At 69.9% G+C, this 21,575-nt stretch carries 19 protein-coding genes, 1 tRNA gene and 1 pseudogene; 9 read left to right on the top strand and 12 right to left on the bottom strand.

Annotated elements, in window-relative coordinates:
* Positions 1-47 precede the first annotated feature (47 nt).
* Positions 48-1,472: pseudogene (gene dnaK / locus WBK31_RS32955) on the top strand (molecular chaperone DnaK); the annotation flags it as partial.
* Positions 1,473-1,580: 108 nt separating this feature from the next.
* Here the strand turns inward: dnaK and WBK31_RS32950 are convergent.
* The 3 genes from WBK31_RS32950 to WBK31_RS32940 form a co-directional block, all read right to left on the bottom strand.
* Positions 1,581-2,522, bottom strand: a complete 942-nt coding sequence (locus WBK31_RS32950; protein WP_406673665.1) for a ribose-phosphate diphosphokinase — start codon at positions 2,520-2,522, stop codon at positions 1,581-1,583.
* A gap of 74 nt (positions 2,523-2,596) precedes the next feature.
* The gene (locus WBK31_RS32945) at positions 2,597-3,103 is read right to left on the bottom strand and encodes a hypothetical protein (RefSeq protein WP_364062797.1); all 507 of its coding nucleotides are present in this window, start codon (positions 3,101-3,103) and stop codon (positions 2,597-2,599) included.
* A 175-nt stretch (positions 3,104-3,278) separates the two neighbouring features.
* Positions 3,279-3,917: an HAD family phosphatase gene (locus WBK31_RS32940; RefSeq protein WP_364062800.1), complete on the bottom strand. Its 639-nt coding sequence runs from the start codon at positions 3,915-3,917 to the stop codon at positions 3,279-3,281.
* Between the two features lie 96 nt (positions 3,918-4,013).
* Between WBK31_RS32940 and WBK31_RS32935 the strand changes: the two genes are divergently transcribed.
* Positions 4,014-5,816 (top strand): alkyl/aryl-sulfatase, encoded by a 1,803-nt coding sequence (locus WBK31_RS32935; RefSeq protein WP_406673664.1) that lies wholly within the window; start codon positions 4,014-4,016, stop codon positions 5,814-5,816.
* Between the two features lie 53 nt (positions 5,817-5,869).
* Here WBK31_RS32935 and WBK31_RS32930 read toward each other — a convergent pair whose 3' ends face one another.
* Together WBK31_RS32930 and WBK31_RS32925 are read right to left on the bottom strand one after the other, a co-directional pair.
* Entirely contained in the window at positions 5,870-6,355 is a 486-nt protein-coding gene (locus WBK31_RS32930) for a hypothetical protein (protein WP_406673663.1), read from the bottom strand.
* 21 nt (positions 6,356-6,376) lie between these two features.
* Entirely contained in the window at positions 6,377-7,792 is a 1,416-nt protein-coding gene (locus WBK31_RS32925) for a purine-cytosine permease family protein (protein WP_406673662.1), read from the bottom strand.
* Positions 7,793-7,961: 169 nt separating this feature from the next.
* On the opposite strand from WBK31_RS32925, the gene WBK31_RS32920 reads away from it, so the two are divergent.
* Positions 7,962-9,293 carry an MFS transporter gene (locus tag WBK31_RS32920; RefSeq protein WP_364062812.1) on the top strand — a complete coding sequence of 444 codons (1,332 nt, stop codon included), beginning with the start codon at positions 7,962-7,964 and terminating at the stop codon, positions 9,291-9,293.
* Between the two features lie 115 nt (positions 9,294-9,408).
* Positions 9,409-10,506: a sensor histidine kinase gene (locus tag WBK31_RS32915; protein WP_406673661.1), complete on the top strand. Its 1,098-nt coding sequence runs from the start codon at positions 9,409-9,411 to the stop codon at positions 10,504-10,506.
* 49 nt (positions 10,507-10,555) lie between these two features.
* Here WBK31_RS32915 and WBK31_RS32910 read toward each other — a convergent pair whose 3' ends face one another.
* Positions 10,556-12,343: a bifunctional metallophosphatase/5'-nucleotidase gene (locus WBK31_RS32910; protein WP_406673660.1), complete on the bottom strand. Its 1,788-nt coding sequence runs from the start codon at positions 12,341-12,343 to the stop codon at positions 10,556-10,558.
* Between the two features lie 108 nt (positions 12,344-12,451).
* On the opposite strand from WBK31_RS32910, the gene mshD reads away from it, so the two are divergent.
* Positions 12,452-13,345: a mycothiol synthase gene (mshD, locus tag WBK31_RS32905; protein WP_378786041.1), complete on the top strand. Its 894-nt coding sequence runs from the start codon at positions 12,452-12,454 to the stop codon at positions 13,343-13,345.
* Between the two features lie 22 nt (positions 13,346-13,367).
* On the opposite strand, the gene WBK31_RS32900 is transcribed toward mshD, so the two are convergent.
* From WBK31_RS32900 to dcd, 3 genes are all read right to left on the bottom strand, one after another.
* Positions 13,368-14,375, bottom strand: coding sequence for an inorganic phosphate transporter (locus tag WBK31_RS32900; protein WP_364062824.1), 1,008 nt, complete (start codon positions 14,373-14,375; stop codon positions 13,368-13,370).
* Positions 14,376-14,383: 8 nt separating this feature from the next.
* A complete protein-coding gene (locus tag WBK31_RS32895) occupies positions 14,384-15,001 on the bottom strand; it encodes a DUF47 domain-containing protein (RefSeq protein ID WP_043625094.1) in 618 nt (205 codons plus the stop codon).
* Positions 15,002-15,252: 251 nt separating this feature from the next.
* Complete coding sequence (gene dcd, locus WBK31_RS32890) at positions 15,253-15,828, bottom strand: dCTP deaminase (RefSeq protein WP_406673659.1); 576 nt, start codon at positions 15,826-15,828, stop codon at positions 15,253-15,255.
* A gap of 98 nt (positions 15,829-15,926) precedes the next feature.
* Here dcd and WBK31_RS32885 point away from each other — a divergent pair.
* Positions 15,927-15,997, top strand: a tRNA-Gly gene (locus WBK31_RS32885).
* A gap of 106 nt (positions 15,998-16,103) precedes the next feature.
* Here WBK31_RS32885 and WBK31_RS32880 read toward each other — a convergent pair.
* Positions 16,104-16,313 carry a hypothetical protein gene (locus WBK31_RS32880; RefSeq protein WP_364062830.1) on the bottom strand — a complete coding sequence of 70 codons (210 nt, stop codon included), beginning with the start codon at positions 16,311-16,313 and terminating at the stop codon, positions 16,104-16,106.
* 1,106 nt (positions 16,314-17,419) lie between these two features.
* Between WBK31_RS32880 and WBK31_RS32875 the strand changes: the two genes are divergently transcribed.
* The gene (locus tag WBK31_RS32875; RefSeq protein ID WP_364062833.1) at positions 17,420-17,800 is read left to right on the top strand and encodes a VOC family protein; all 381 of its coding nucleotides are present in this window, start codon (positions 17,420-17,422) and stop codon (positions 17,798-17,800) included.
* 84 nt (positions 17,801-17,884) lie between these two features.
* Here WBK31_RS32875 and WBK31_RS32870 read toward each other — a convergent pair whose 3' ends face one another.
* The gene (locus WBK31_RS32870; protein WP_406673658.1) at positions 17,885-19,045 is read right to left on the bottom strand and encodes a GNAT family N-acetyltransferase; all 1,161 of its coding nucleotides are present in this window, start codon (positions 19,043-19,045) and stop codon (positions 17,885-17,887) included.
* Positions 19,046-19,052: 7 nt separating this feature from the next.
* On the opposite strand from WBK31_RS32870, the gene WBK31_RS32865 reads away from it, so the two are divergent.
* Positions 19,053-19,181: a hypothetical protein gene (locus WBK31_RS32865; protein WP_364062842.1), complete on the top strand. Its 129-nt coding sequence runs from the start codon at positions 19,053-19,055 to the stop codon at positions 19,179-19,181.
* Here WBK31_RS32865 and WBK31_RS32860 read toward each other — a convergent pair.
* Complete coding sequence (locus WBK31_RS32860) at positions 19,150-20,517, bottom strand: MFS transporter (RefSeq protein ID WP_364062845.1); 1,368 nt, start codon at positions 20,515-20,517, stop codon at positions 19,150-19,152. The genes WBK31_RS32865 and WBK31_RS32860 overlap by 32 nt on opposite strands.
* A 159-nt stretch (positions 20,518-20,676) precedes the next feature.
* Between WBK31_RS32860 and WBK31_RS32855 the strand changes: the two genes are divergently transcribed.
* A complete protein-coding gene (locus WBK31_RS32855; protein ID WP_364062848.1) occupies positions 20,677-21,480 on the top strand; it encodes an inositol monophosphatase in 804 nt (267 codons plus the stop codon).
* The last annotated feature ends 95 nt before the right edge of the window (positions 21,481-21,575 follow it).

Here is a 21,575-nt window from a genome sequence, read left to right as displayed (position 1 = left end):
TCGCCCATAATTTGCGCGCGGCGAGGTCCCGGCGGCCTGCCGGCAACCTGGCGATAGGGATCGACCTCGGGACGTCCAGGTCCGTCGTCTCGCTTCTCAAGGGCGGTCGGCCCGTCGTCGTCGGCGACGGGCACGGTTGGCGGGCCACGCCGTCCGTGGTCGCCTTCGCGAAGAACGGCGAAGTCCTCGTCGGTGAGGTCGCCAAGCGGCAGGCCGTCACCAACGTCGACCGAACCATTCGCTCCGTCGTACGCGAGATGGGCACCGGCTGGACCGCCGACATCGACGGTAAGACGTACACACCGCAGCAGATCACCGCCTTCGTGCTGCACAAGCTGAAGCGAGATGCCGAGGCGCACCTCGGCGAGACGGTCACCGATGCCGTGATCGTCGTGCCCGCCTGCTTCGACTACTGGCAGCAGCAGGCCGTCAGGGAGGCCGCCAAGATCGCGGGCTTCGACGTGCTGCGCATCGTCGCCGCACCCGACGCCGCCGCAATGGCGCTCGTCCGGGATGTGGGGGAGGACGAGACCGTCCTCGTTTTCGACCTGGGCGGCGGCACCTTCGACGTGTCGCTGCTCGACGTCGGTTTCGGCATCGTCGAGGTCAAGGCCACCTCTGGTGACAACCACCTCGGTGGTGACGACTGGGACCAGCGCATCGTCGACGAGCTGATCAAGCGGTTCCAGAACGCGCACGGCGTCGACCTGTCCAAGGACAAGATGGCGCTTCAGCGTCTGCGTGAGGCCGCCGAGAAGGCGAAGATCGAGCTGTCCGCGCAGTCCGAGACCACGATCAACCTGCCCTACATCACCGCCTCGTCCGAGGGCCCGCTGCACCTCGACGAGAAGCTGACCCGCGCCGAGTTCCAGCGGCTCACGGCCGACCTGCTCGAGCGCTGCAAGGGCCCGTTCCACCAGGTCATCATGGACGCCGGCATCAAGGTCTCCGACATCGCCCACGTGGTGCTCGTCGGCGGCTCGACCCGTATGCCCGCCGTCACCGACCTGGTGAAGGAGTTGACCGGCGGCAAGGAGCCCAGAAAGCGCGTCAGTCCTGACGAGTTTGTCTCCATCGGCGCGGCCCTGGAGGCCGGTGTGCTCAAGGGTGAGGTCAAGGACGTCCTGCCGCTCCACGCGATCCCGCTGTCGCTGGGCATCGAGACCAAGGGCGGCATCTTCACCAAGATCATCGAGCGCAACACGACGATCCCGACCAGGCGCTCCGAGGTCTTCACCACGGCCGAGGACAACCAGCCGTCGGTGCAGATCCAGGTCTACCAGGGCGAGCGCGAGATCGCGGCCTACAACAAGAAGCTGGCCACGTTCGAGCTGACCGGCATCGCGCCGGCGCCGCGCGGCATCCCGCAGATCGAGGTCACCTTCGACATCGACGCCAACGGCATCGTCAACGTCTCCGCCAAGGACCTGGGCACGGGCAAGGAGCAGACGATGACCTTGTCCTTTAGCTCACCCTCGAGCCCTACGGTTGCAGCCTTGCTTCCCGCCGACGTGAGGCGATAGTAGATCCCGATCGCCCTCACGCGGGATTCTCGGCACTTGCGACCTAGATGTCCTGAGTCACGGTGTGCCGAAGAGTGCGCTGACCGACTCGCCGTCGTGGATGCGGCGCATGGCTTCGGCCAGTGCGGGTGCGATCGACAGGACGGTCAGCTTGTCGCCGGCCTTGGCGGGCGGGGGCACGGTGTTGGTGCAGACGATCTCCTCGACCTCGGGCAGCGCGCTGAGCCGCTCGATCGCGCCGTCGGCGAACAGGCCGTGGGTGCAGGCCACGCGTACGGATCTGACCTTCTGCTCGCGCAGCCGGTCGAGCAGCTCGATGACCGTGCTGCCCTTGGCGATCTCGTCGTCGAGAATGATCACGTCTTTGCCGGCCACGTCGCCGATCACCGAGCTGATCACCACGCGGTCGTCGGGGAAGCGCTGCTTGGCGCCCATGGCGACGGCGGTGCCGAGCAGACGCGCGAACTGCGCGGCCTCCTTGGCGTTGCCCAGGTCGGGGGAGACGACGACGGTGTCGGACAGGTCGTAGCGGCGGAAGTGCGCGGCCAGCTCGCGCAGCGCGTGAAGGTGGTCGACGGGCACGCTGAAGAAACCGTGAACCTGCGGCGAGTGCAGGGTCATCGCGAGCACCCTGCTCGCGCCCGCGGCCACCATCAGGTCCGCGACCAGGCGGGCGCCGATCGAGATGCGCGGCGCATCCTTCTTGTCACTGCGTGCGTACGCATAGTGAGGGAGCACCACGGTCGTCCGCGCGGCGGAGGCGCCACGGGCGGCGTCGAGCATGAGCAGCAGCTCCACGAGGTGCTCCTGCACCGGTGGGACGAGCGGCTGGATGAGGAACACGTCGCGCTCGCGGCAGTTGGCCTGGAGCTGGACTTCGAGGACGTCGTTGGCGAAGCGGTTGATCCGGACCGGGTGGAGCGGAGTGCCCAGGTGGGCGCATATCTCCTCGGCCAACTCGGGGTGAGCACTACCACTGAAGACCGTGATGTCTCGCACGTTTCACAGATCGTAGCCACCGGCTGTGACATTCCCCGGCACCGCCCCCGCGCGGGGCGAGCCGTCGGCCCCGGTCAGGCGCTCCACACCTCGGCGTCGGCCAGGAACGCGGTGGCCGAGTCGGCGGCGACCGGCGTGCCGCCGATGGTCACGGTGCCGGTCTCGCACGGCATGAAGACGTTGGTGAGCAGATGGGGACGGCCGCCGAGGTCGAACTCCGGCACCCGTACGGCCCGCCGCTCGCGGGGCGGCCCGGGGATCTCGACCGTCACGTCGGCGGCCGTGGCCCGCAGCCCCTTGTCCAGGTCGAGCTCCATGTCGACGGGCGCCTCGGTGAGCTCGGGCGCTGGCCAGGCCAGGCCGCGCACCTCGGGGAAGTGCCGGGTGAAGTCGCCCGCCAGCCACGCACCCAGCTCAAGGTCCTCCGCGACGACCCTGGTCGTGCCGCGGTGCCACAGCACCAGGGCGTTCCCCTTGCCGCGCTCTGACCAGTCGACCCGCCACACGGATGCGAAGGCGACCCGCTCGCCGCCGAGGGACAGGGTGAGGCCGGGGTTGGCCCCGATCAGCCGGACGACCATGCCGATCACCCTATCCGCCCCGCGTCGAGCGCGCGCACGGGTCAGCGCCGCAGCAGTTGGGGGTGGGGGCGTTGGGCGCAGGCATGGGTCGGCGTAGCAGTTGGGGGGGTGGGGTGTCGGGTGCAGGCGTGGGTCGGCGCAGGAGTGGGGGTGAGGGTGCCGAGCCACGCACGGGTCAGCGCAGCAGTTCGGGAGTGAGGGCGTCGAGGGAGGGGAGGACGCGCCAGGCGAGGGCGAGCGCGTCTGGGGCGGGCGGGTAGCGGGGGTGCGGGACGGCGATCACGTGCATGCCGGCCGCGTACGCCGAGCGCAGCCCGTTGCTGGAGTCCTCGACCGCCACGCAGCCACGCGGGTCGGCGCCCAGCCGCCGCGCCGCCTCCAGGTACCCGTCGGGGGCGGGCTTGCCCCGCTCGACCTCCTCCGTGGAGACGGTGGCCGCGAAGCACTCCTTCAGCCCGGCAGTGTCGAGCACGACGTCGATCAGCCGCCGCGGCGACGAGCTGGCCAGGCCCAGCGTGACCGTCTCCGACAGGCGGCGGACGGTCTCGACGGCCTTCGGCATGAGCGGCACGCCGTCGCGGTAGCGGGCGGCCATCTCGTCGATCACGCCGCGCGCGATCTCGTCGGGGGTCTGCTGGACGCCCAGCTCGTGCAGGTAGGCCGCCCACTCGCCGGTGCTCATGCCCATGAGCCTGGTCTGCGTGTCGGACTGCCAGGTGCCGCCGTGGCCTGCGACGTACGCCCGCCGCACCTCCTCCCACACCGGCTCGGAGTCCACCAGCACACCGTCGAGATCGAAAACACAGGCTTCCACGCGAACCAGCCAATCACATCCCGGCTTGCCGGAGGTTCATCCTCTTTAGTCCATCTATTGAGCTATATGTCTGATTCATTGGGCATTCGGCTTTCCATGGCAGACCTTCCATTTCACGACCGTGGTGACTTCGAGGATGCCGACCGGGGCTTCATCGCCGCACTCACCCCCGGCGTCATCAAATCCGTGGACGGCGACGTCGTGTGGGACAACGACTCCTACGGTTTCCTCCAGGGAGACTGCCCGAGCACCGCCCATCCCGGCCTGTGGCGGCAGGGCGAACTCTGCTCCCGCCAGGGCCTGTACGAGGTCACAGAAGGCATCTACCAGGTACGCGGTCTCGACCTGTCGAACATGACGCTGGCCGAGGGCGAGCGCGGCGTCGTCGTCATCGACCCGTTGCTGTCCACCGAGTGCGCCGCCGCCGCGCTCAAGCTGTACCGCGCCCACCGGGGCGATCGCCCGGTCACCGGCGTCGTCTACACCCACGCCCACGTGGACCACTTCGGCGGCGTGCGCGGGGTCACGAGCGGCGGCGTGCCGATCCTCGCCCCGGCGGGGTTCATGGAGCACGCGGTCACCGAGAACGTCTACGCGGGCCCCGCCATGGCCCGCCGCGCCGTCTACATGTACGGCCCCGCCCTGCCCCGCTCCCCGGAGGGTCAGATCGGCTCCGGCCTCGGCATGACGGTCTCGACCGGCACGATGTCGCTCATCCCGCCGACGCTGGAGATCACGCGTACCGGCCAGGAGGAGGTCGTGGACGGCGTACGAATGGTCTTCCAGCTCACGCCGGGCGCCGAGGCCCCCGCCGAGATGAACGTGCACTTCCCCGGCCACCGCGCGCTGTGCCTGGCCGAGAACGCCACCCACAACCAGCACAACATCCTGCCGCTGCGCGGCGCGATCGTCCGCGACGCGCGCGCCTGGGCCCGCTACCTCACCGAGGCCATCGCGCTCTTCCTCGACGACACCGACGTGGCCTTCGCCTCGCACCACTGGCCGACCTGGGGCCGCGAGCGCATCGAGCGCTTCCTCGCCCAGCAGCGCGACATGTACGCCTACCTGCACGACCAGACCCTGCGCCTGATGAACAAGGGCCTGACGGCGGCCGAGATCGCCGAGGTCATGCAGCTGCCGCCCGAGCTGGAGCAGTCCTGGCACACGCACGGCTTCTACGGCAGCGTCAGCCACAACGTCAAAGCCGTCTACCAGCGCTATCTCGGCTGGTTCGACGGTAACCCGGCCCACCTGTGGGAGCACCCGCCGAAGGAGAGCGCGATCCGGTACGTCGAGTGCCTGGGCGGCGGCGCGGCCGTGGTCGCCTTCGCCCGCCGCTACATCGACGAGAACGACCTGCGCTTCGCCGCCCAGCTCCTCAACCACGCGGTCTTCGCCGACGAGGGCAACAAGGAGGCCCGCGACCTGCTCGCCGAGGTCTACACGCGGCTCGGCCACGGCGCGGAGAACGCCACCTGGCGCAACTGCTACCTCATGGGCGCGCTGGAGCTGGCCGACGGCATCGTCCCCGCCGGGCCGGACCGGCCGTCGCCCGACTTCTTCGCCGCGCTCACCTTGGAGCAGATCTTCGACTCGATCGCCATCAGGGTGGACGGTCCGCGCGCGTGGAACGAGCGGCTGACCATCGACTGGCACCTGACCGACCTGGGGCTGCGGCACCGTACGACGCTGTCGAACGGCGTGCTCGTCCAGCAGCCCGACCCGCGCGACGACGACGCGGCCGACCTGACCCTGCGGCTGACCCGCGCCCAGCTCATCGGCCTGCTGTCGGGCAAGGGCGTGGAGGGCGTCGAGCGTGAGGGCGACATCAACGCGCTGCGCCGGCTGGTCGCCGTGCTCGACCATCCGGTGCCGGACTTCGCCATCGTGACGGCCTGACGTTGCGGCCGGTCCCGCCATCGGCCTAACGCCCGTTCGGCCCAGCCATCGGCCTAACGCTCGCCGAGCCCGGCCTCGCGCTCGCTCAGCTCGGCGCGGAGCGCCTTGCAGGCGAGCGCGAGCAGCGTCACAAAGGCCGCCGCCACCCACGGCCCGACCAGCAGTGGCAGCGTCAGCTCGCCGGCGTGCCAGGCGGCGGCCAGGATCGCCGCGGAGGTCAGCACCGACACGCCGAACATGGCCGCCCACAGCGGCAGCGCGTGCAGGTACGCGAACAGCAGCGGAAACGCCAGCCACACGAACGCGGGCGCCGCCCAGGCGAGCACCGCCCACCCCGCGGTCACCAGCCCCAGCCACGCCGCCCTGCCGGCGCCGGGGGCCGCGGGCGCGACGGCGTACAGCAGGCCGAGCAGCACCCCTCCGGACGCGACCGCCGGCCGGTCCTCCTGCCAGGTGCCGGCCACGGCGACCGCCAGCACGCCGAGCCCCGTCGCGTGCACCGCCCAGCTCAGCAGACGGTACGGAATGTCAACATTCACGCACTCAGCGTAACTCCTGGCTCAGTTCCGTACGTGAGTGCGCAGACGAGGCACCGAGGAGAGCGCGAAGTACAGGATCCCGGCCAGCACCAGCGCGATCACGACCCCGATGTTCGCCGAGCCGAACGTGCCGCCCTCCAGCTCGTCGCTCATGAGGAACCCGACGACGTTCGCGATGTACGGGTCTGCCGAGGTGATCAGCCCGATCCCCACGAAGGACGCGACGATCAGCGACAGCAGCCCCGCCCAGTTGAGCGCGGGCGCGCCGGCCCGCAGCAGCCGCTCGTCGTACGAACGGCCGCCGCCGCGCAGCCGCCACATGTCGACCAGGAAGATCGCCGCCCACGAGGCCATCACGACGCCCACGATGGCGAGGAACGCCTGGAAGGTGGCCAGGAAGCTGGTGGAGACGAACAGCAGGTAGTAGCCGCCGAGCACCATGAGCAGCCCGTCGATGAGCACCGCCCAGTGCCGCCTGATGGGCACGCCGAGCGCCAGCATCGACAGCCCGGACGAGTAGATGTCCATGATCGCGCCGGCGAGGAAGCCGCCGATCGCGGTCAGCAGGTACGGCAGCAGGAACCAGGTCGGCAGCGCCGCCGCGAGCGCCGCCACCGGGTTGGCCCCCGCCTCCTCGGCCAGCTTCGGGTCTCCGCCGGCCAGTAGCACGCCGAACACCAGCAGCACCATCGGCGGCAGCGCGCCGCCGAGCGTCGTCCACAGGGTCACCGCGCGCGCGGACGAGGTGGCGGGCAGGTAGCGGGAGTAGTCGGCGCCGCAGTTGACCCAGCCGAGGCCGAGCAGCGTCATGGCGAAGATGACGCCGCCGGCCCAGCCGCCTGGGCCCGCCGTGGTCTCCAGCGAGACGCCGAGGTTGGGGGCCATGAGCACCATGTAGACGACGGTGAGCACGACGAACACGTACGTGAGGTGGCGTTGCACCACCATGATCATCGCGTGCCCGTACACGCCGACCGCGATCACCACGAGGGCGGCGACGGCGAAGCAGGCGGCGGTGGTGGTCGTGGTGGAGACGCCGGGCGCGAGGCGGCCGATGATCTCCGCGCCGCTCTGCGCGGAGAGCGTGACCAGCACGATCTCCCAGCCGACGTTCGAGATGTAGGAGAACAGGGTGGGCAGCTTGTTGCCGTGGTAGCCGAACGGCGCCCGCCCGAGCGTCATCGTCGGCACGCCGGAGCGCGCCCCGCCCACCGCGACCAGCCCGACCAGCAGGAACGACAGCACGTACCCCACCGCGCCGGTAATGATCGCGGGCACCACGCCGAGCTGCAGCCCCACGATGTAGACGCCGAACGCCACTCCGAACAGCGACAGGTTCGAGCCCGCCCAGGGCCAGAACAGGTCGCGCGGCCGGCCGCGCCGCTCGTTCTCGGGAACGGCGTTGATGCCGTTCTGCTCGACCGCCATCGTGCTCATGATCGGACGGTACTCGTCGGGAGGTGGTATGGGCAAAGATAAATCCTGTTGAGCGATATCTCCCATTCTTCGGGGAATCATTCAGCTCGGTCCGGCGGAGGGGGTGATCGGCGCGTTCGGCTCCGACGTGCGACGGCGCGCCCTTGCCGTATGCCTGACCTCCGCGTTCATGACGGGGCTCGACGTGAGCATCGTCAACGTGGCGCTGCCGTCGATTCGCCAGGCCCTGCACGCCGGTGACGACGCGCTGCAGTGGACGGTCTCCGGCTACGCGCTCACCTTCGGCCTGCTCCTCATCCCGGCGGGACGGCTCGGCGACGCGAAGAGCCGCCGCACGGTCTTCCTGTGGGGCGTCGCGCTGTTCACGATCTCCAGCGCGTGCTGCGGGCTCGCCTGGCAGATGCCCGTGCTCATCGTGGCGAGGCTCGTCCAGGGCCTCGCGGCCGGTCTGCTGAACCCGCAGGTGTCCGGGCTGATCCAGCAGATGTTCCAGGGCGCGGGACGGGGCCGGGCCTTCGGCGCGCTCGGGGCCACCATCGGCGTCTCCACGGCCGCGGGACCGCTCATCGGCGGCGCGCTGGTGACGGCCTTCGGGCCCGAGCTGGGCTGGCGGTGGGTGTTCCTGGTCAACGTGCCGATCGGGATCGCGCTACTGCCGCTGGCCTGGCGGGTGCTGCCGCGCCCCGAGGTCGTCCGTCGCCGGCGCGAGAGCATGGACCCGGTCGGCGTGCTGCTGCTCGGGCTCGGCGTCGCGGGGCTGCTGGTGCCCGCCATCCAGCGGCACCGGTGGGAGGGGCCCACCACGTGGCTGCTCGTCGTTACCGCGCTGGCCCTGCTCGCCGCGTTCGTGGCCTGGGAACGCCGCTACCCCCGCGAGCCGCTGGTGGACCTGTCGCTCTTCCGCAAGCGGTCGTACCGGCTGGGCACGGCCATCGCGCTGTTCTACTTCGCCGGGTTCACCGGCATCTTCTTCATCTTCACCCTCTACCTCCAGGCGGGACACGGTTACAGCCCGCTGCTGGCCGGCCTTGCGATCACGCCGTTCGCGCTGGGCTCGGCATCGGCCGCCGTGCTCGGCGGTTACCTCGTCTCCCACAAGGGACGGCGGGTGGTGGCCGTCGGGCTGTGCATGGTGCTCGCCGGGCTGCTCGCCACGATGGTCGCCGTCACGCTCGTCCCCGGGCGGCACACCGGCCTCGCGACCGCGCTGCCGCTGCTGCTCGCCGGCCTGGGCAGCGGCCTGACCATCTCGCCCAACCAGGCCATCACGCTCTCGGAGGTGCCGGTGGCGGGCGGCGGCAGCGCCGCGGGAGTGCTGCAGACCGGGCAGCGGCTCGGCTCGGCCATCGGCATCGCGGCGGCGGGCTCCACCTTCTTCGGCTCGCTCGGCGACGGCTGGGCCATCGCGTTCCGCCACGGCCTGATCGTCGTGGCGTCGTCGGTCGGCATCGCGCTGCTCGCCGCGCTGCTCGACCTGATCGGCACCCACCGCGCTCACTGACGGTATTCGTCGGCGCTGCCCGGATCTCCTCATCCACGCAGATGAGACGCCAGGTTAGGGCTAACGTCAACGGAGGGTAAAGTCACTGACAGTGAACGTGGAGGGGTGGGATGGGATGGCGGTTCGGCTGGTTCCGCTGGTTCCGCGCTCGATCCGGATGGGCGCGTTCTCGGTGCGGCTGCTGCCGCGCTCGATCAGGGCGCGGCTGACCACGGTGGCGACGCTGGTCGCGGCCGCCGTCTTCGCCGCAGGGGCCATGCTGACGCTCGCCGCCGTTCCCGGCTCACCTGCCGACGAGCGCCGGGCGCTGCTGTGGGCGGCCCTGGCCCTGCCGCTCGTGCTGCCCGCCGCCGGGTGGGTCACCTGGAGCGCCGCCAGGTCCGCGCTGCGCCCGATCGAACGCATCCGCGCCGAGCTGGCCGAGATCACCGGTCAGGACCTGAGCCGGCGGGTGACCGTACCGGACGGTCTTGATGAGATCGCCGGGCTGGCGATCACCACCAACCGCACGCTCGACCGGCTCGAACGCTCGGCCGAGACCCAGCGCCGCTTCGTCGCCGACGCCTCCCACGAGCTGCGCAGCCCCATCTCCGCGCTGCGCGCGCACCTGGAGGTGGCCTGCAGCTACCCCGCCGAGACCGACTGGGCGGTCACCTCCGCCCGTGCCCTGGCCGCCGCCGACCGGCTGACCTGCATCATCGACGAGCTGCTCATGCTGGCCAAGCTCGACGCGGGCGCGGTCACGCGGCGGCGCGTGGTGGACATGTGCGGGCTCGCCGAGGAGCAGGTACGCCGCCGCGAGGGCGCCAGGGTGCCCGTGCACCTGCGGCTCGACGGCCCCGCCCCGGTGTTCGGCTCGCCGGTGCAGCTCGACCGCCTGCTGACCAACCTGCTCGACAACGCCACCAGGCACGCCGCCACCCGCATCGACCTGACCGTGGCCGTACGCGGGAACGAGGTGGTGGTGACCGTGACCGACGACGGCGACGGCATCCCGCCGCAGGACAGGGAGCGGGTCTTCGAGCGGTTCACCCGGCTGGAGAGCGCGCGGGCCAAGGACAGCGGCGGCAGCGGGCTCGGCCTGCCGCTGTCCAGGGAGATCGCCGTGGCGCACGGCGGCTCGCTGACCGCCGCCGACCACCGTCCAGGGGCGCGGCTCGTCGCCGTCCTGCCCCTGCACGCGGGCCCGCCCCGCGAGGCGGGCCCGCGCTGAGGTGAGGCGGGCCCGCGCCGATTTGCGGACGGGCCCGTGCTGAGCGCCGCTAGGGCACCACCGTGATGCGGTCGGTGGCCGGAGGCGCGATCGGGTTGTTCTGGCCGAGGTAGTCGACGAAGGCGTCGATGTCCAGCGGCCCGCTCCACAGGTCCGTGCCCTCGGTGAAGCCGAGGAACGCGTCGCCGCCGCCCACGAGGAAGTTGTTCGCGGCGACCCGGATCGTCTGCGTGTCCGTCACCGGCTGGCCGTCGATCTTCATGTCCGACACCTTCGAGCCCCACGGGGCGCTCTGGCTGTAGGTGTAGGTGAAGTTCGACGACGGCTGCAGGATCTTGGTGAACGCCTGGTTGTTGGGCCCGCCGGTGAACTGCTGCTCAAGGATCGTCTTGAGCTGGGCGCCATTCAGCGTGACGACCTGCATGAGGTTGTTGAACGGCTGCACGGTGAACGCCTCGCCGTACGTCACCACACCGTCGCCCTCGCCGGCCTCCGAGCTCGCGTACGACAGCGGCGCCCGCACACCGCCCGGATTCATCAGCGCGATCTGCGCGTTGCCGCCCTCCTTGGTGGCGGCGAGCTGGGCGTCGGCGATGAGGTTGCCGAGCGGCGTCTCACCGGACGGCGCGGCGGTGTTCGGGATGTCGGCGCTGATCGTGCCGACCGCGCGGTTCGCGACCGGGGCCACGCGGTCCTTCCACGTCTGCACGAACGCCGAGATCTCCGGGTCCGGCGTCACCGTACGCGTCACCACGTGGTTGTCGGCCACGACGGAGGCGCGGTCGATGTCGCGCGTCCGCACGTCCACCTTCATGTCCACCTGCGTGATGACCCGCCCGAACGAGCCGCCCTGCGAGAAGAGCCGGTCCCTGCCCGCCGGGTCCTTCACCTTGCACACGTACGCCTGGTGGGAGTGGCCGCTCAGCACGATGTCGATCTCGGGGTCCACCTGGGTGGCGATGCGGTTGCCCGCGCCGGGGACCGCGCTGCACGCGTCCGGCGACTGGTCCGCCTCCACCTGGTCGCCCTCGTGCACCAGCACGACCTGGGCCTTCACGCCGACCAGTTTGAGCAGCTTGGAGGCGACGTTCGCGGCCTTGACCTCGTCCACGAACTTGAGGTCCTTGATGCCCTCGGTGGTGACGATGTTCGGGGTGGTCTGCGTGACGAGGCCGATGAAGCCGATCGGCACGCCGTTCATGATCTTGATGCTGACCGGCGGCAGCGCGGGCACGCCCCAGTCGGACAGCAGCTTCTTGATCTTGGGGCTGTTCCCGCCGCCGAGCGCGGCCAGCGCGTCGGTCTTCTCGTTCCGGTTCTTGAACAGCACGTTCGCGCCGACGTAGTCGTACGAGGCGCCCTTCCACTTGCCCGCGGGCGAGCAGCCGTCCACCGGGTGGCAGCCGCCCTTCATGATGCGGCGCAGCTCCTGGTAGCCCTCGTCGAACTCGTGGTTGCCGACCGCGGCCACCTTGAGCCCGAGCTTGCCCATGAACTCGACCGACGGCTCGTCGTGGTAGGCCGCCGAGATCAGCGGCGTCGCCCCGATGAGGTCGCCCTGGGCGACGGCGATCGTGTTCTTGTCGCGCAGGGCCTTCATGTGGGTGGCGATGTAGGCCGCGCCGCCGGCCTCGACCGTGTTGCCCTGCTCGTCCACCATGCGCCCTGAGGAGCCGGACGGGGGTTCGAGGTTGCCGTGGAAGTCGTTCAGCGCCAGGAGGCGGACGGGGACCGTCCTGGGCGCCTTGCCGGCGTTCGCCGGGATCGCGGCGGTGAGCACCGCGCCCGAGGCGAGCGCTCCGGCGAGTGCCAGCCGGAGGAGAGAACCAGACGTCATGGCCCAAGACGTTACGGCGGTTGGCTATGCAACCAATGTCGCAAAGGTAACGATTTGCCGGGGTGGCAGATGGCGTTATTTGCCAGTCGGACGCCTAGAGTTCGTTCTGTGAACGTGCGCGTGGAAAACCGGCAACGGCTCTCTGACCAGGAAATCACCGACGTGCTCGGCGTAGTGGAGGCGGCGGCGGAGGCCGACGGCGTCCGCCCGCTCAACGAGCAGGCCATGCTCCAGCTCCGCTACGGCGGCGAACCCGGGGCCAGTCTCCTCCTGCTCTACGCCGGCGACGAGCTCGCCGGATACGCCCACGTCGATCCCGGCGACGAGGGCCCGAGCGCCGAGCTGGTCGTCCACCCCGCACACCGCCGCGAGGGCCACGGCGCCCGGCTGCTGCGCGCCGTCATCGACGCGGCCAGCAGCCGGCCCCGCCTGTGGGCGCACGGCGACCATGCCGGGGTGGCCGCGCTCGCCGCCCGCTTCGGGCTCGAACGCGTCCGCTCGCTCTGGCAGATGCGCCGCCCCCTGGCCGAGCCGCTGCCCGCCGTCCGGCTGCCCGAAGGGGTGAGCCTGCGTACGTTCGTCCCCGGGCAGGACGAGGAGGCGTGGCTCAAGGTCAACGCCGCCGCCTTCGCCCACCACCCCGAGCAGGGCGCGTGGACGATGGACGACCTGCTGCGGCGCGAGCAGGAGCCCTGGTTCGACCCTTCCGGCTTCTTCCTCGCCGTACGGGGTGACCGCGTCGTCGGCTTCCACTGGACGAAGGTGCACGGCGCCTCCGACGAGGCGCTGGGGGAGGTCTACGTCGTCGGCGTCGACCCCTCACAGCAGGGCACCGGTCTCGGCAAGGCGCTCACCCTCGCCGGGCTCGACCACCTGCGCTCGCGCGGCATCGGCCAGGCGATGCTGTACGTGGACGAGGCCAACACGGCGGCTGTCCGGCTGTATCAGGGGCTGGGATTCACCCGGTACGACGTGGACGTGATGTACGCGCCCCCGCAGTGACGTACGGGGGCGCTGCGGGGGATCAGCCTTCCACGACGGCGTGGAGGACGAGGTAGGACAGGGACGCCACGATGGCCGCGGCCGGGATGGTGAGGACCCACGCGGTCACGATGTTGCCCGCGACGCCCCACCGCACGGCGCTGAGCCGCTTGGTGGCGCCCACGCCCATGATCGCCGTAGTGATGGTGTGGGTGGTGGAGATGGGCGCGCCGAACCCGATGGCGGCCCCGTACAGGACGGTCGCCGCCGCCGACTCCGCCGCGAACCCCTGCGGCGGGTCCAGCGCGATGATGCGCCGTCCCAGCGTCCGCATGATGCGCCAGCCGCCCGCGTACGTGCCCAGCGAGATCGCCCCCGCGGCGGCGAGGATGACCCACTGCGGGATCGGATCCGTCGGCTGGGCGAACCCGCCGACCGTGAGCGCCAGGAAGATGACGCCCATGGTCTTCTGCGCGTCCTGCAGGCCGTGGCCCAGCGCCATCGCCGCGGCCGAGACGGTCTGCGCGTACCGGAAGCCCCGGTTGGTCTTCCCGGGCTGGCTGTTGCGGAAGATCCAGTAGATTGCGATCATGATCGCGGCGGCCAGGGTGAACCCGATCACCGGCGACAGCACCATCGGGATGACGACCTTCTCGACGACGCCGTCCCAGTGCACGACGCTGCTGGAGGCCAGCGCCGAGCCCACCAAACCGCCGATGAGGGCGTGACTGGAGGAGGACGGCAGGCCGAAATACCAGGTGATGAGGTTCCAGACGATCGCGCCTATCAGCGCGGCCGTCACGATGACCAGGCCGTGTGAGCCGTCGGGCGCGTCGATGATGCCCTTGCCGACGGTCTGGGCCACCTGAGTGCCGAGGTGGGCGCCGATGAAGTTCATCGCCGCCGCCATGAACAGCGCGGCCCTAGGGGTCAGGGCCCGGGTCGAGACGGAGGTCGCGATCGCGTTAGCCGCGTCGTGGAAGCCGTTGGTGTAGTCGAAGGCCAACGCGATGACGACCACGCCGATGACGAGGCCAAGCGTAAGGTCCACTGCCGGGCCTAGCTTTCCTTGACCGCGATCGACTCGACGGTGTTGGCCACGTGCTCGAAGGCGTCGGCGGCCTCCTCCAAGGCGTCGACGACCTCCTTCATCTTCATCACGGTCAGGGCGTCGTACTCGCCGCTGAACAGCTTGGCCAGCAACCTCCGGTAGACCTGGTCACCCTGGTTCTCCAGGCGGTTGACCTCGATCCAGTACTCGTTGAGGTTCTTCATCGAGCGCAGGCGCGGCATGGCCTCCGCCGTCAGCTCGGCCGCCCGCTCCAGCACCTCGACCTGGCGTACGACGTCCTTGGGGAGGTGGTCGAGCTGGTACAGCACGATGAGGTCGGAGGCCGCTTCCATGGCGTCCATCACGTCGTCGAGGTTCGAGGCCAGCCGGTAGATGTCCTCGCGGTCGAACGGAGTGATGAAGCTCTCGTTGAGCCGGTTCATGATCGCGTGGGTGCGTTCGTCACCGGCGTGCTCGCAGGCGCGCATCTTCTCGGCCAGGGCCTCCCTGTCCGAGCCATCGCTGATGATCTCCACCAGCAGACGGGATGCCGTGACCAGGTTGTTCGCCGAGTCGGCGAACAGGTCGTAGTAGCTGTCCTCACGTGGCGTGAGACGCAGGCGCACGTCGTTCTCCAGATGTGCGGGGATGGTCCGTGGAAGAGTATGGCTTACCAGGCGAAATGCGAACTTCATGTCCCCTTCGCCTAATGGCTACCCGCTGTTCGTATGCCGACACCGGCGAAGCCGCTGGTTGTGGGGGCATTCGTGCAGCTCGGACCGGCGTGGCAACCGCTCAGAACGCCTTCATGATGGCCGCTCGACCCGTCCCGTTCACCTACCTGTTCCTTAGATGTTCATCTGTTGTTCACCTAAGTTCAGATCTTGGTGCGGTGAAAGTTCTGGAATGACCGTGATGGGGTCGGGCCCCGCTGGCCCTGGTAGCGGGATCCGTACTTGCTCGATCCGTACGGATACTCCGCCGGCGAGCTCAGCCGGAACACGCACAACTGCCCGATCTTCATGCCCGGCCACAACTTGATCGGCAACGTCGCCACGTTCGACAGCTCCAGCGTCACATGCCCGCTGAACCCCGGATCGATGAACCCCGCCGTCGAATGCGTCAGCAACCCCAGCCGGCCCAGCCAACTCTTCCCCTCCAGCCGCGACGCCAGGTCGTCCGGCAGCGTGACAACCTCGTACGTGGAGGCGAGCACGAACTCCCCGGGATGGAGGATGAACGGCTCGTCCCCCTTGGGTTCCACCATCCGCGTCAGATCCGGCTGCTCGACCGAAGGATCGATGTGCGGATAGCGATGGTTCTCGAACACCCGGAAGAAACGGTCAAGCCGGACATCGATGCTCGACGGCTGTAGCATCTCCGGATCGAACGGATCCAGCGACAACCGCCCGGCCTCGATCTCCGCCAGGATGTCACGGTCAGATAGCAGCACGGTGAGCAACTTACCGGTCCAGGATGGAAGTCCGGGCTCGGGGATTGCTGTTGTGGCCCAAGTTTCCGCTAGAGTAGGGGCGCGACCTTCGGTCGTACGCGGGTGTAGTTCAATGGCAGAACATCAGCTTCCCAAGCTGACAGCGCGGGTTCGATTCCCGTCACCCGCTCTCAGAATGAAAGCCCAGGTGGGCCGGTGACTCCGGCACCTGGGCTTTCATCTTGTCCGGGCTTGTTGATCTCCGCGTGCCATTAGCGTGCCATTAGGGCTGGCGATCATCCGGTGGGGACGAGGACGCCAGGCGGGTCGTTCTCGCCGCCGTCCCGTGCCCGTTCGTGGCCCTTTAGGCGCTTGTCGATCGCCTCGGTGATCAGCTTGTCGGCTCCCCGTACGGCGTGCTGATAGATCATCGCGGCCCGGACGTTGTCGTGCCCCATCCGTGCCATGAGGTCCTTGAGGCCCGCGCCCGAGTCCGCCGCGATCATGTTCCCTGTGTGGCGAAGATCATGAGATGGAGACCGGGCAAGCCCATCTCCTTGACCACGTCCACCCAGCGCGTACGGGTGTTGTAGCCGCTGCGCCGCAGCGGGCCGCCCTTGGCGCCAGGAACAGGAGTGCCCCCGGATCGTCCTGCACGTGAGTAGCAAGGTGCTCGCGCAGCGTGGGGACGATCGTTTGCGGGAGGCCCACGGTCCGCCGCCGGTCCTGGACTGGGGCGGCCCGAGAAACAACCCCCCGGTGGAGCGTTCGACGTAAGCCGCCCGAACACGCACGGTCCCGGCGTCCAGGTCGAGGTCACTACGGCGAAGGGCGGTCACCTCACCCAACCGCAGATTGGCGACGGTCGCCGGCAGCATCAGCGATCGGAACCGCCGGTCATGCGAGATACGGCGTGATGTGCTTCTCGGGCAGCCGGCGGCAGAGATCGATCGGCCCGCGTCTCTTCGGGTGGGACGATGGCGGACTGATCGTCCTGTTATCAGAGGCTGGTGATCACTGGCGGGGACGAGCACGCCAGGCGGGTCGTTCTCGTAGCCGTACCGTGCCTGTTCGCGCGCGACGAGGCGCTCGTCGATCGCCTCGGTGATCAACTTGTCGGCTTTCCGTACGGCATGGCTGACGGGAACTCGCGGTGGCGGCGGGGAACGCGAATGAGTGGAAGCTCTCTGAGCGGGAGCAGGTAACGGCAGGCAGCGCATCGAGGCGGAGTCGGATACGGCCTGCTGGAACGCTGAGGTTGCCATCGCAGGTCACCCGTCAAGGGCCTGCGGAAAAGCCGGGAGGTTCTCCCCTCGGGAGCGGTGCGTAGGCCGCCAGCGGTGCCGGGTCGTGGTCCTGCCGTGCCCGGTGGTTGTTCCGTGCCACTTTCCGGCGCCTCGCCGCAGCGTTCACCAGCAGCGGGTGTCCCAGAAAGCGCCGCCGTGGCCGTTGTCCTGGATTTCGACGATGTGTGTCATGCGGTCGCCGTCGTCGTCCCAGGAGGATGATGACTGCGGCTGTGTCCACACTCGTATTTCGGTAGGTTCAAGGGTGTGCGGGGGCCGGGCCGGGTACGCCTTGCTTCCCGTACGGTCCGGTGCAGGGAGAGAGCGTGGACGACGAATCACCGCGGATGGCATTGTCGGCGACGGTGCTGGGTGCGCCGGACGCCCGCGCGCTGGCGGCCTTCTACCAGCGGCTGCTCGGCTGGACGGTGACGCACGACGAGCCCGACTGGGTGATGCTGCGCCCGCCCGGTGGAGGGGCCGGGCTGTCGTTCCAGACCGAACCGCATCATGTCAGGCCGGCCTGGCCCGCCGGGCCCGGGGATCAGCAGATGATGATGCACCTGGACATCGAGGTGGACGATCTGGATGCCGCCGGAGCGCATGCGGTCGCGGCAGGGGCGACGCTCGCGGGCCACCAGCCCCAGGAACATGTGCGGGTTTACTTCGATCCCGCCGGACACCCGTTCTGCCTTTTCATGCGCTGAGCCGGGGTTTTTCTCGCCGGTTCATGCGGGCGTGTCATCGGAGCCTTTCTGCCGGCGGCGATTCGACGAGCTCCATTCGCCCGTTTACGACGACAAGTGGGGCGCCGCCATCGACCCTGCCCACCGCGCCTGCGTGGAAGAGCGTTTGAGCACCAGCACGGGTGAGGTTCTCGACGCGGCCTGCGGAACGGGGAAATACTGGCCGCTCATCATTCGAGCTTGACGCGGGCATGCAGGTGCATGTCGTGCCAGGCCGTCGTCGTGGACGGCGGCGCTCCGCTTCGTTCCCTCCAGAAGGTAGCCGCACTTCGTGGCGACCCTGCAGGATGCCGTGTTGCGCGTCGAGTGCTCCAGCTCCAGCCGGTGGAAGCCGATCTCGCCGAGAGCCCACACGGTCAGCGCCGTGAGAGCGCGGGTGGCAACGCCGGCGTCCCGGGCTGAAGGAAGCACCCAGTACGAGACCTCCGCCACGCCGTCGTCGAAGTCGATGTCGCGCAGCGCGATCCGGCCGAGCACCTCACAGCCGTCGCCGGTGATCGCCCAGGAGCCGCCCTGCTCTCGCAGCCACTCCTGGCGGTAGGTGTCGAACCACTCCAGGACCTGGTCGAGGGTCGATGGACGGCGTGTGTGCCAGCGCCTGATCTCCTCGTCCTGGTACGCGGCCAGGAACGCCGCCGCGTCCGTCCGTTCCCAGGGGCGCAGCAGCAGGCCCCCGGATGCGGCCAGCACGGGCTGCGGGGAGCGGGACAGAGTGCCGGGAGGAATGACGGGCGGTGTCGAGAGGACGCGAGGCACGTGCCATGATCGCCCAACGGCGCCCGCGCGCGTCAAGCGGCTGGGTTTTATTCGATGGGCGGACGGTACCCGTCCGTGGTCCAATGCGATCTCGTGACGCAGCAGCTGTTGCGCTACGCGCTCCGCCACAGCGGGTCCACGCCGTTCCTGCTGCTCGCGGTGGCCGCGCAGGTCGCGGCCGGTCTGGCGCTCACGCTGCTGATCGGTGAGCTGGTCGGCGCGGTCGCTCCGATGGTGGAGCAGGGGCCGTCCGGCGGGTTCCTCGTCCTGTGCGGGGCGCTCATCGCCGTCTTCGCCCTCGACCGGGCCATGCCGCTGGTCACGGAGCTGACGACGCGGCGGATCGTCTACGACCTCGAACCGCTGACGCATGGGCGTATCGCCGATGCTCTCCTCCGCCCGGTGCGGATCACCCACCTGGAGTCGGCCGCGTTCGCATCGCTTCTCCACCGTACGGATGGCGGATCTGATCGTGGTGATGTCCTCCGGCGGCATCGTCGAGGCCGGCACCCACGAAGAGCTGCTGGCCACGGGCGGTCTCTACCACGAGCTGTTCACCCTGCAGGCCAGGGCGTATCTCGCGTGACGGTTCGTACGCCGGTGAGACAGAGCAGGCCGGTGAGTACGAAGGCCGCCGCCGCACCGGTGAACAGCGCGGTCGCGTTCGCGATGAAGCCGGGCGCGGCCGCGGGCCCGGCGACGGCGGCGAACACCGCGATGCCGAGCGCCCCGCCGGTCTGCCGGGCGGTGTTGCTCGCGCCGGAGGCGAGGCCGGGCGCATCGGGGGTGGCCCGCAGCGCCGCCGCGACGACCGCCGGGGTGAGAACGCCGATGCCGGTGCCCCAGAGCAGGAGGGCCACGACGATGGGGCCGGCGGTGGTGAGGGTGGCGGCGATCCCGGCCATTCCCGCGGCGGCGATGAGCAGGCCGACGGCGGCCGTACGCCACACGCCGATGCGCGTCGCGAGCCGCCCCGCCGGCGCTCCGAGAAGCGGAAGCGGCAGCATCGCGGGCAGCGTCAGCATGCCCGCGGCCAGCGGATCCAGCCGGTGCACGGTCTGGAAGACCTGCGTCAGCACGAACAATCCGCCGAGCGCGCACAGGTTCATGAGCCCGGCCACCAGGCACGCCAGCCCCAGCGGGCGCCGGGCCTCGCGCGGCACCGGCAGCAGCGGCCGCGGCACCCGGCGTTCGACCACGAGGAAGCCGAGCAGCGCACAGACCGCGATCGCCCCGAACAGCACCGCCTCCCACGGCACGGCGGGAGCCTCGATGATCGCGGTGACGAAGCAGCCCAGCGCGGCCACGAGCAGCGCCGCGCCTACCCAGTTCACGTCGCGCGCGGATCGCTGCCGTGCCAGGGCTTGAGGCAGCCGTACGACCGGGACGAGCGCGAGCGCGACGACCGGAACGCTCAGCCAGAACACCGCCCGCCACCCGGCGACCTGAACCAGCAGCCCGCCGATGACGGGACCCGCCGGGAGCGCCGCCCCGCCGATCGCCGCCCACGCCCCGACGAGCCTGTTGCGGGCGGCATCGTCCGGGGTGCTGTCCACGAGAAGCGCGAGCGTGCCCGGCAGCACGAGAGCCGCCGCAACGCCCTGCACCGCACGGCCCGCCACGAGCACCCCGATGCCCGGCGCCGAAGCACACAGCACGGACGCCCCACCGAACCCGGCGAGACCGAACAGAACGACCCTGCGATGCCCGACGAGGTCACCGATCGCCCCGGAGGCCAGCAGCAGCGCCGCCATGGGCACCGCGTACGCGTCCACCGTCCACGCCAGCCCGCCGCTTCCCGCATGCAGCTCCACGCCGATCTGGGGGAGTGGGACGTTGACGACGGTCACGTCGAGCAGGACGAGGAAGTAGCCGCTGCACAGCGCCAGAGTCAGCGGCAGCCTGGAGGGACTCTGAGCCATGTCCCCGATCTTCGAGCCGGGACGTTTCAGCCCAGGTCGAAGCGTGACCTGGGAACCGCCACCCCGGACCGGGCGCGCGATGCCGCTTCGCCTACCGTGGCCGTCGAAGGAGAACACCGCACGTTCTCCACCATTGACCACAAAGCGGAGTGAGCCTGTATGACGATCGATGCCCAGACCCTTCTCCCCATCGCTGAGCGCGCCGTGTCGATCGCCGGTGAGATCGTCCGTACGAAGGCGCCCGGCGCCGTCACGGCCAAGGGCGACCGGGACATGGCGACGGAGGTCGACTACGCCGTCGAGCATGCCGTACGGGAGTTCCTGACCCGCGAGACGCCCGAGATCGGCTTTCTCGGTGAGGAGGAGGGCGGCACGCGCCTGGGCGACGGCCCGATGTGGGTGCTGGACCCTGTGGACGGGACGGCCAACTTCCTGCACGGCATCCCGCTCTGCGGCGTCTCCCTGGGCCTGGTCGAGCGGAACGTGCCCACGCTCGGCGTGATCGACTTCCCGTTCCTCGACCTCCGGTACGCGGCGGCGGAAGGGGGCGGCGCGGTCGCCAACGGGTCCGCGATCCGGGTGAGCGAGGCCGGCGGGCTGCAGGATGCGATCGTGGCGTTCGGCGACTACGCCGTGGGGGAGGACGCCGAGGAGCGCAACCGGCCGCGGCTCGCCCTGACCCGAGAGCTCGCCGCTCGTGTCCAGCGGGTACGGATGTTCGGCTCGGCCGCGATCGACCTCACCTGGGTGGCGCACGGCAGGGTCGATGCCATGATCATGCTGAGCAACAACCCGTGGGACACCGCGGCGGGCGTCATCATCGCCCGGGAGGCAGGGGCGACGGTGATCGACCTCGACGGCAGCCCGCACACCATGACCGCCCAGGCCACCATCGCCGCGGGCCCCAAGCTCATCCCCGACCTCATGGAGCTGATCGCCGCGGCCCACGCCCCGGAGGCGTAGGACCGTTCCCCGTGACCGAGCAGGCTGGAGGCCCTTATGAGCGACGCGATCACGCGGCTGGTCGAAGACCTTGACTCCGACCGCGAACGGGCTCG

The organism is Nonomuraea sp. N2-4H (genome assembly GCF_045291505.1).
GTDB lineage: Bacteria > Actinomycetota > Actinomycetes > Streptosporangiales > Streptosporangiaceae > Nonomuraea > Nonomuraea fastidiosa.
This window is presented reverse-complemented; position numbering and strand designations above follow the sequence as displayed.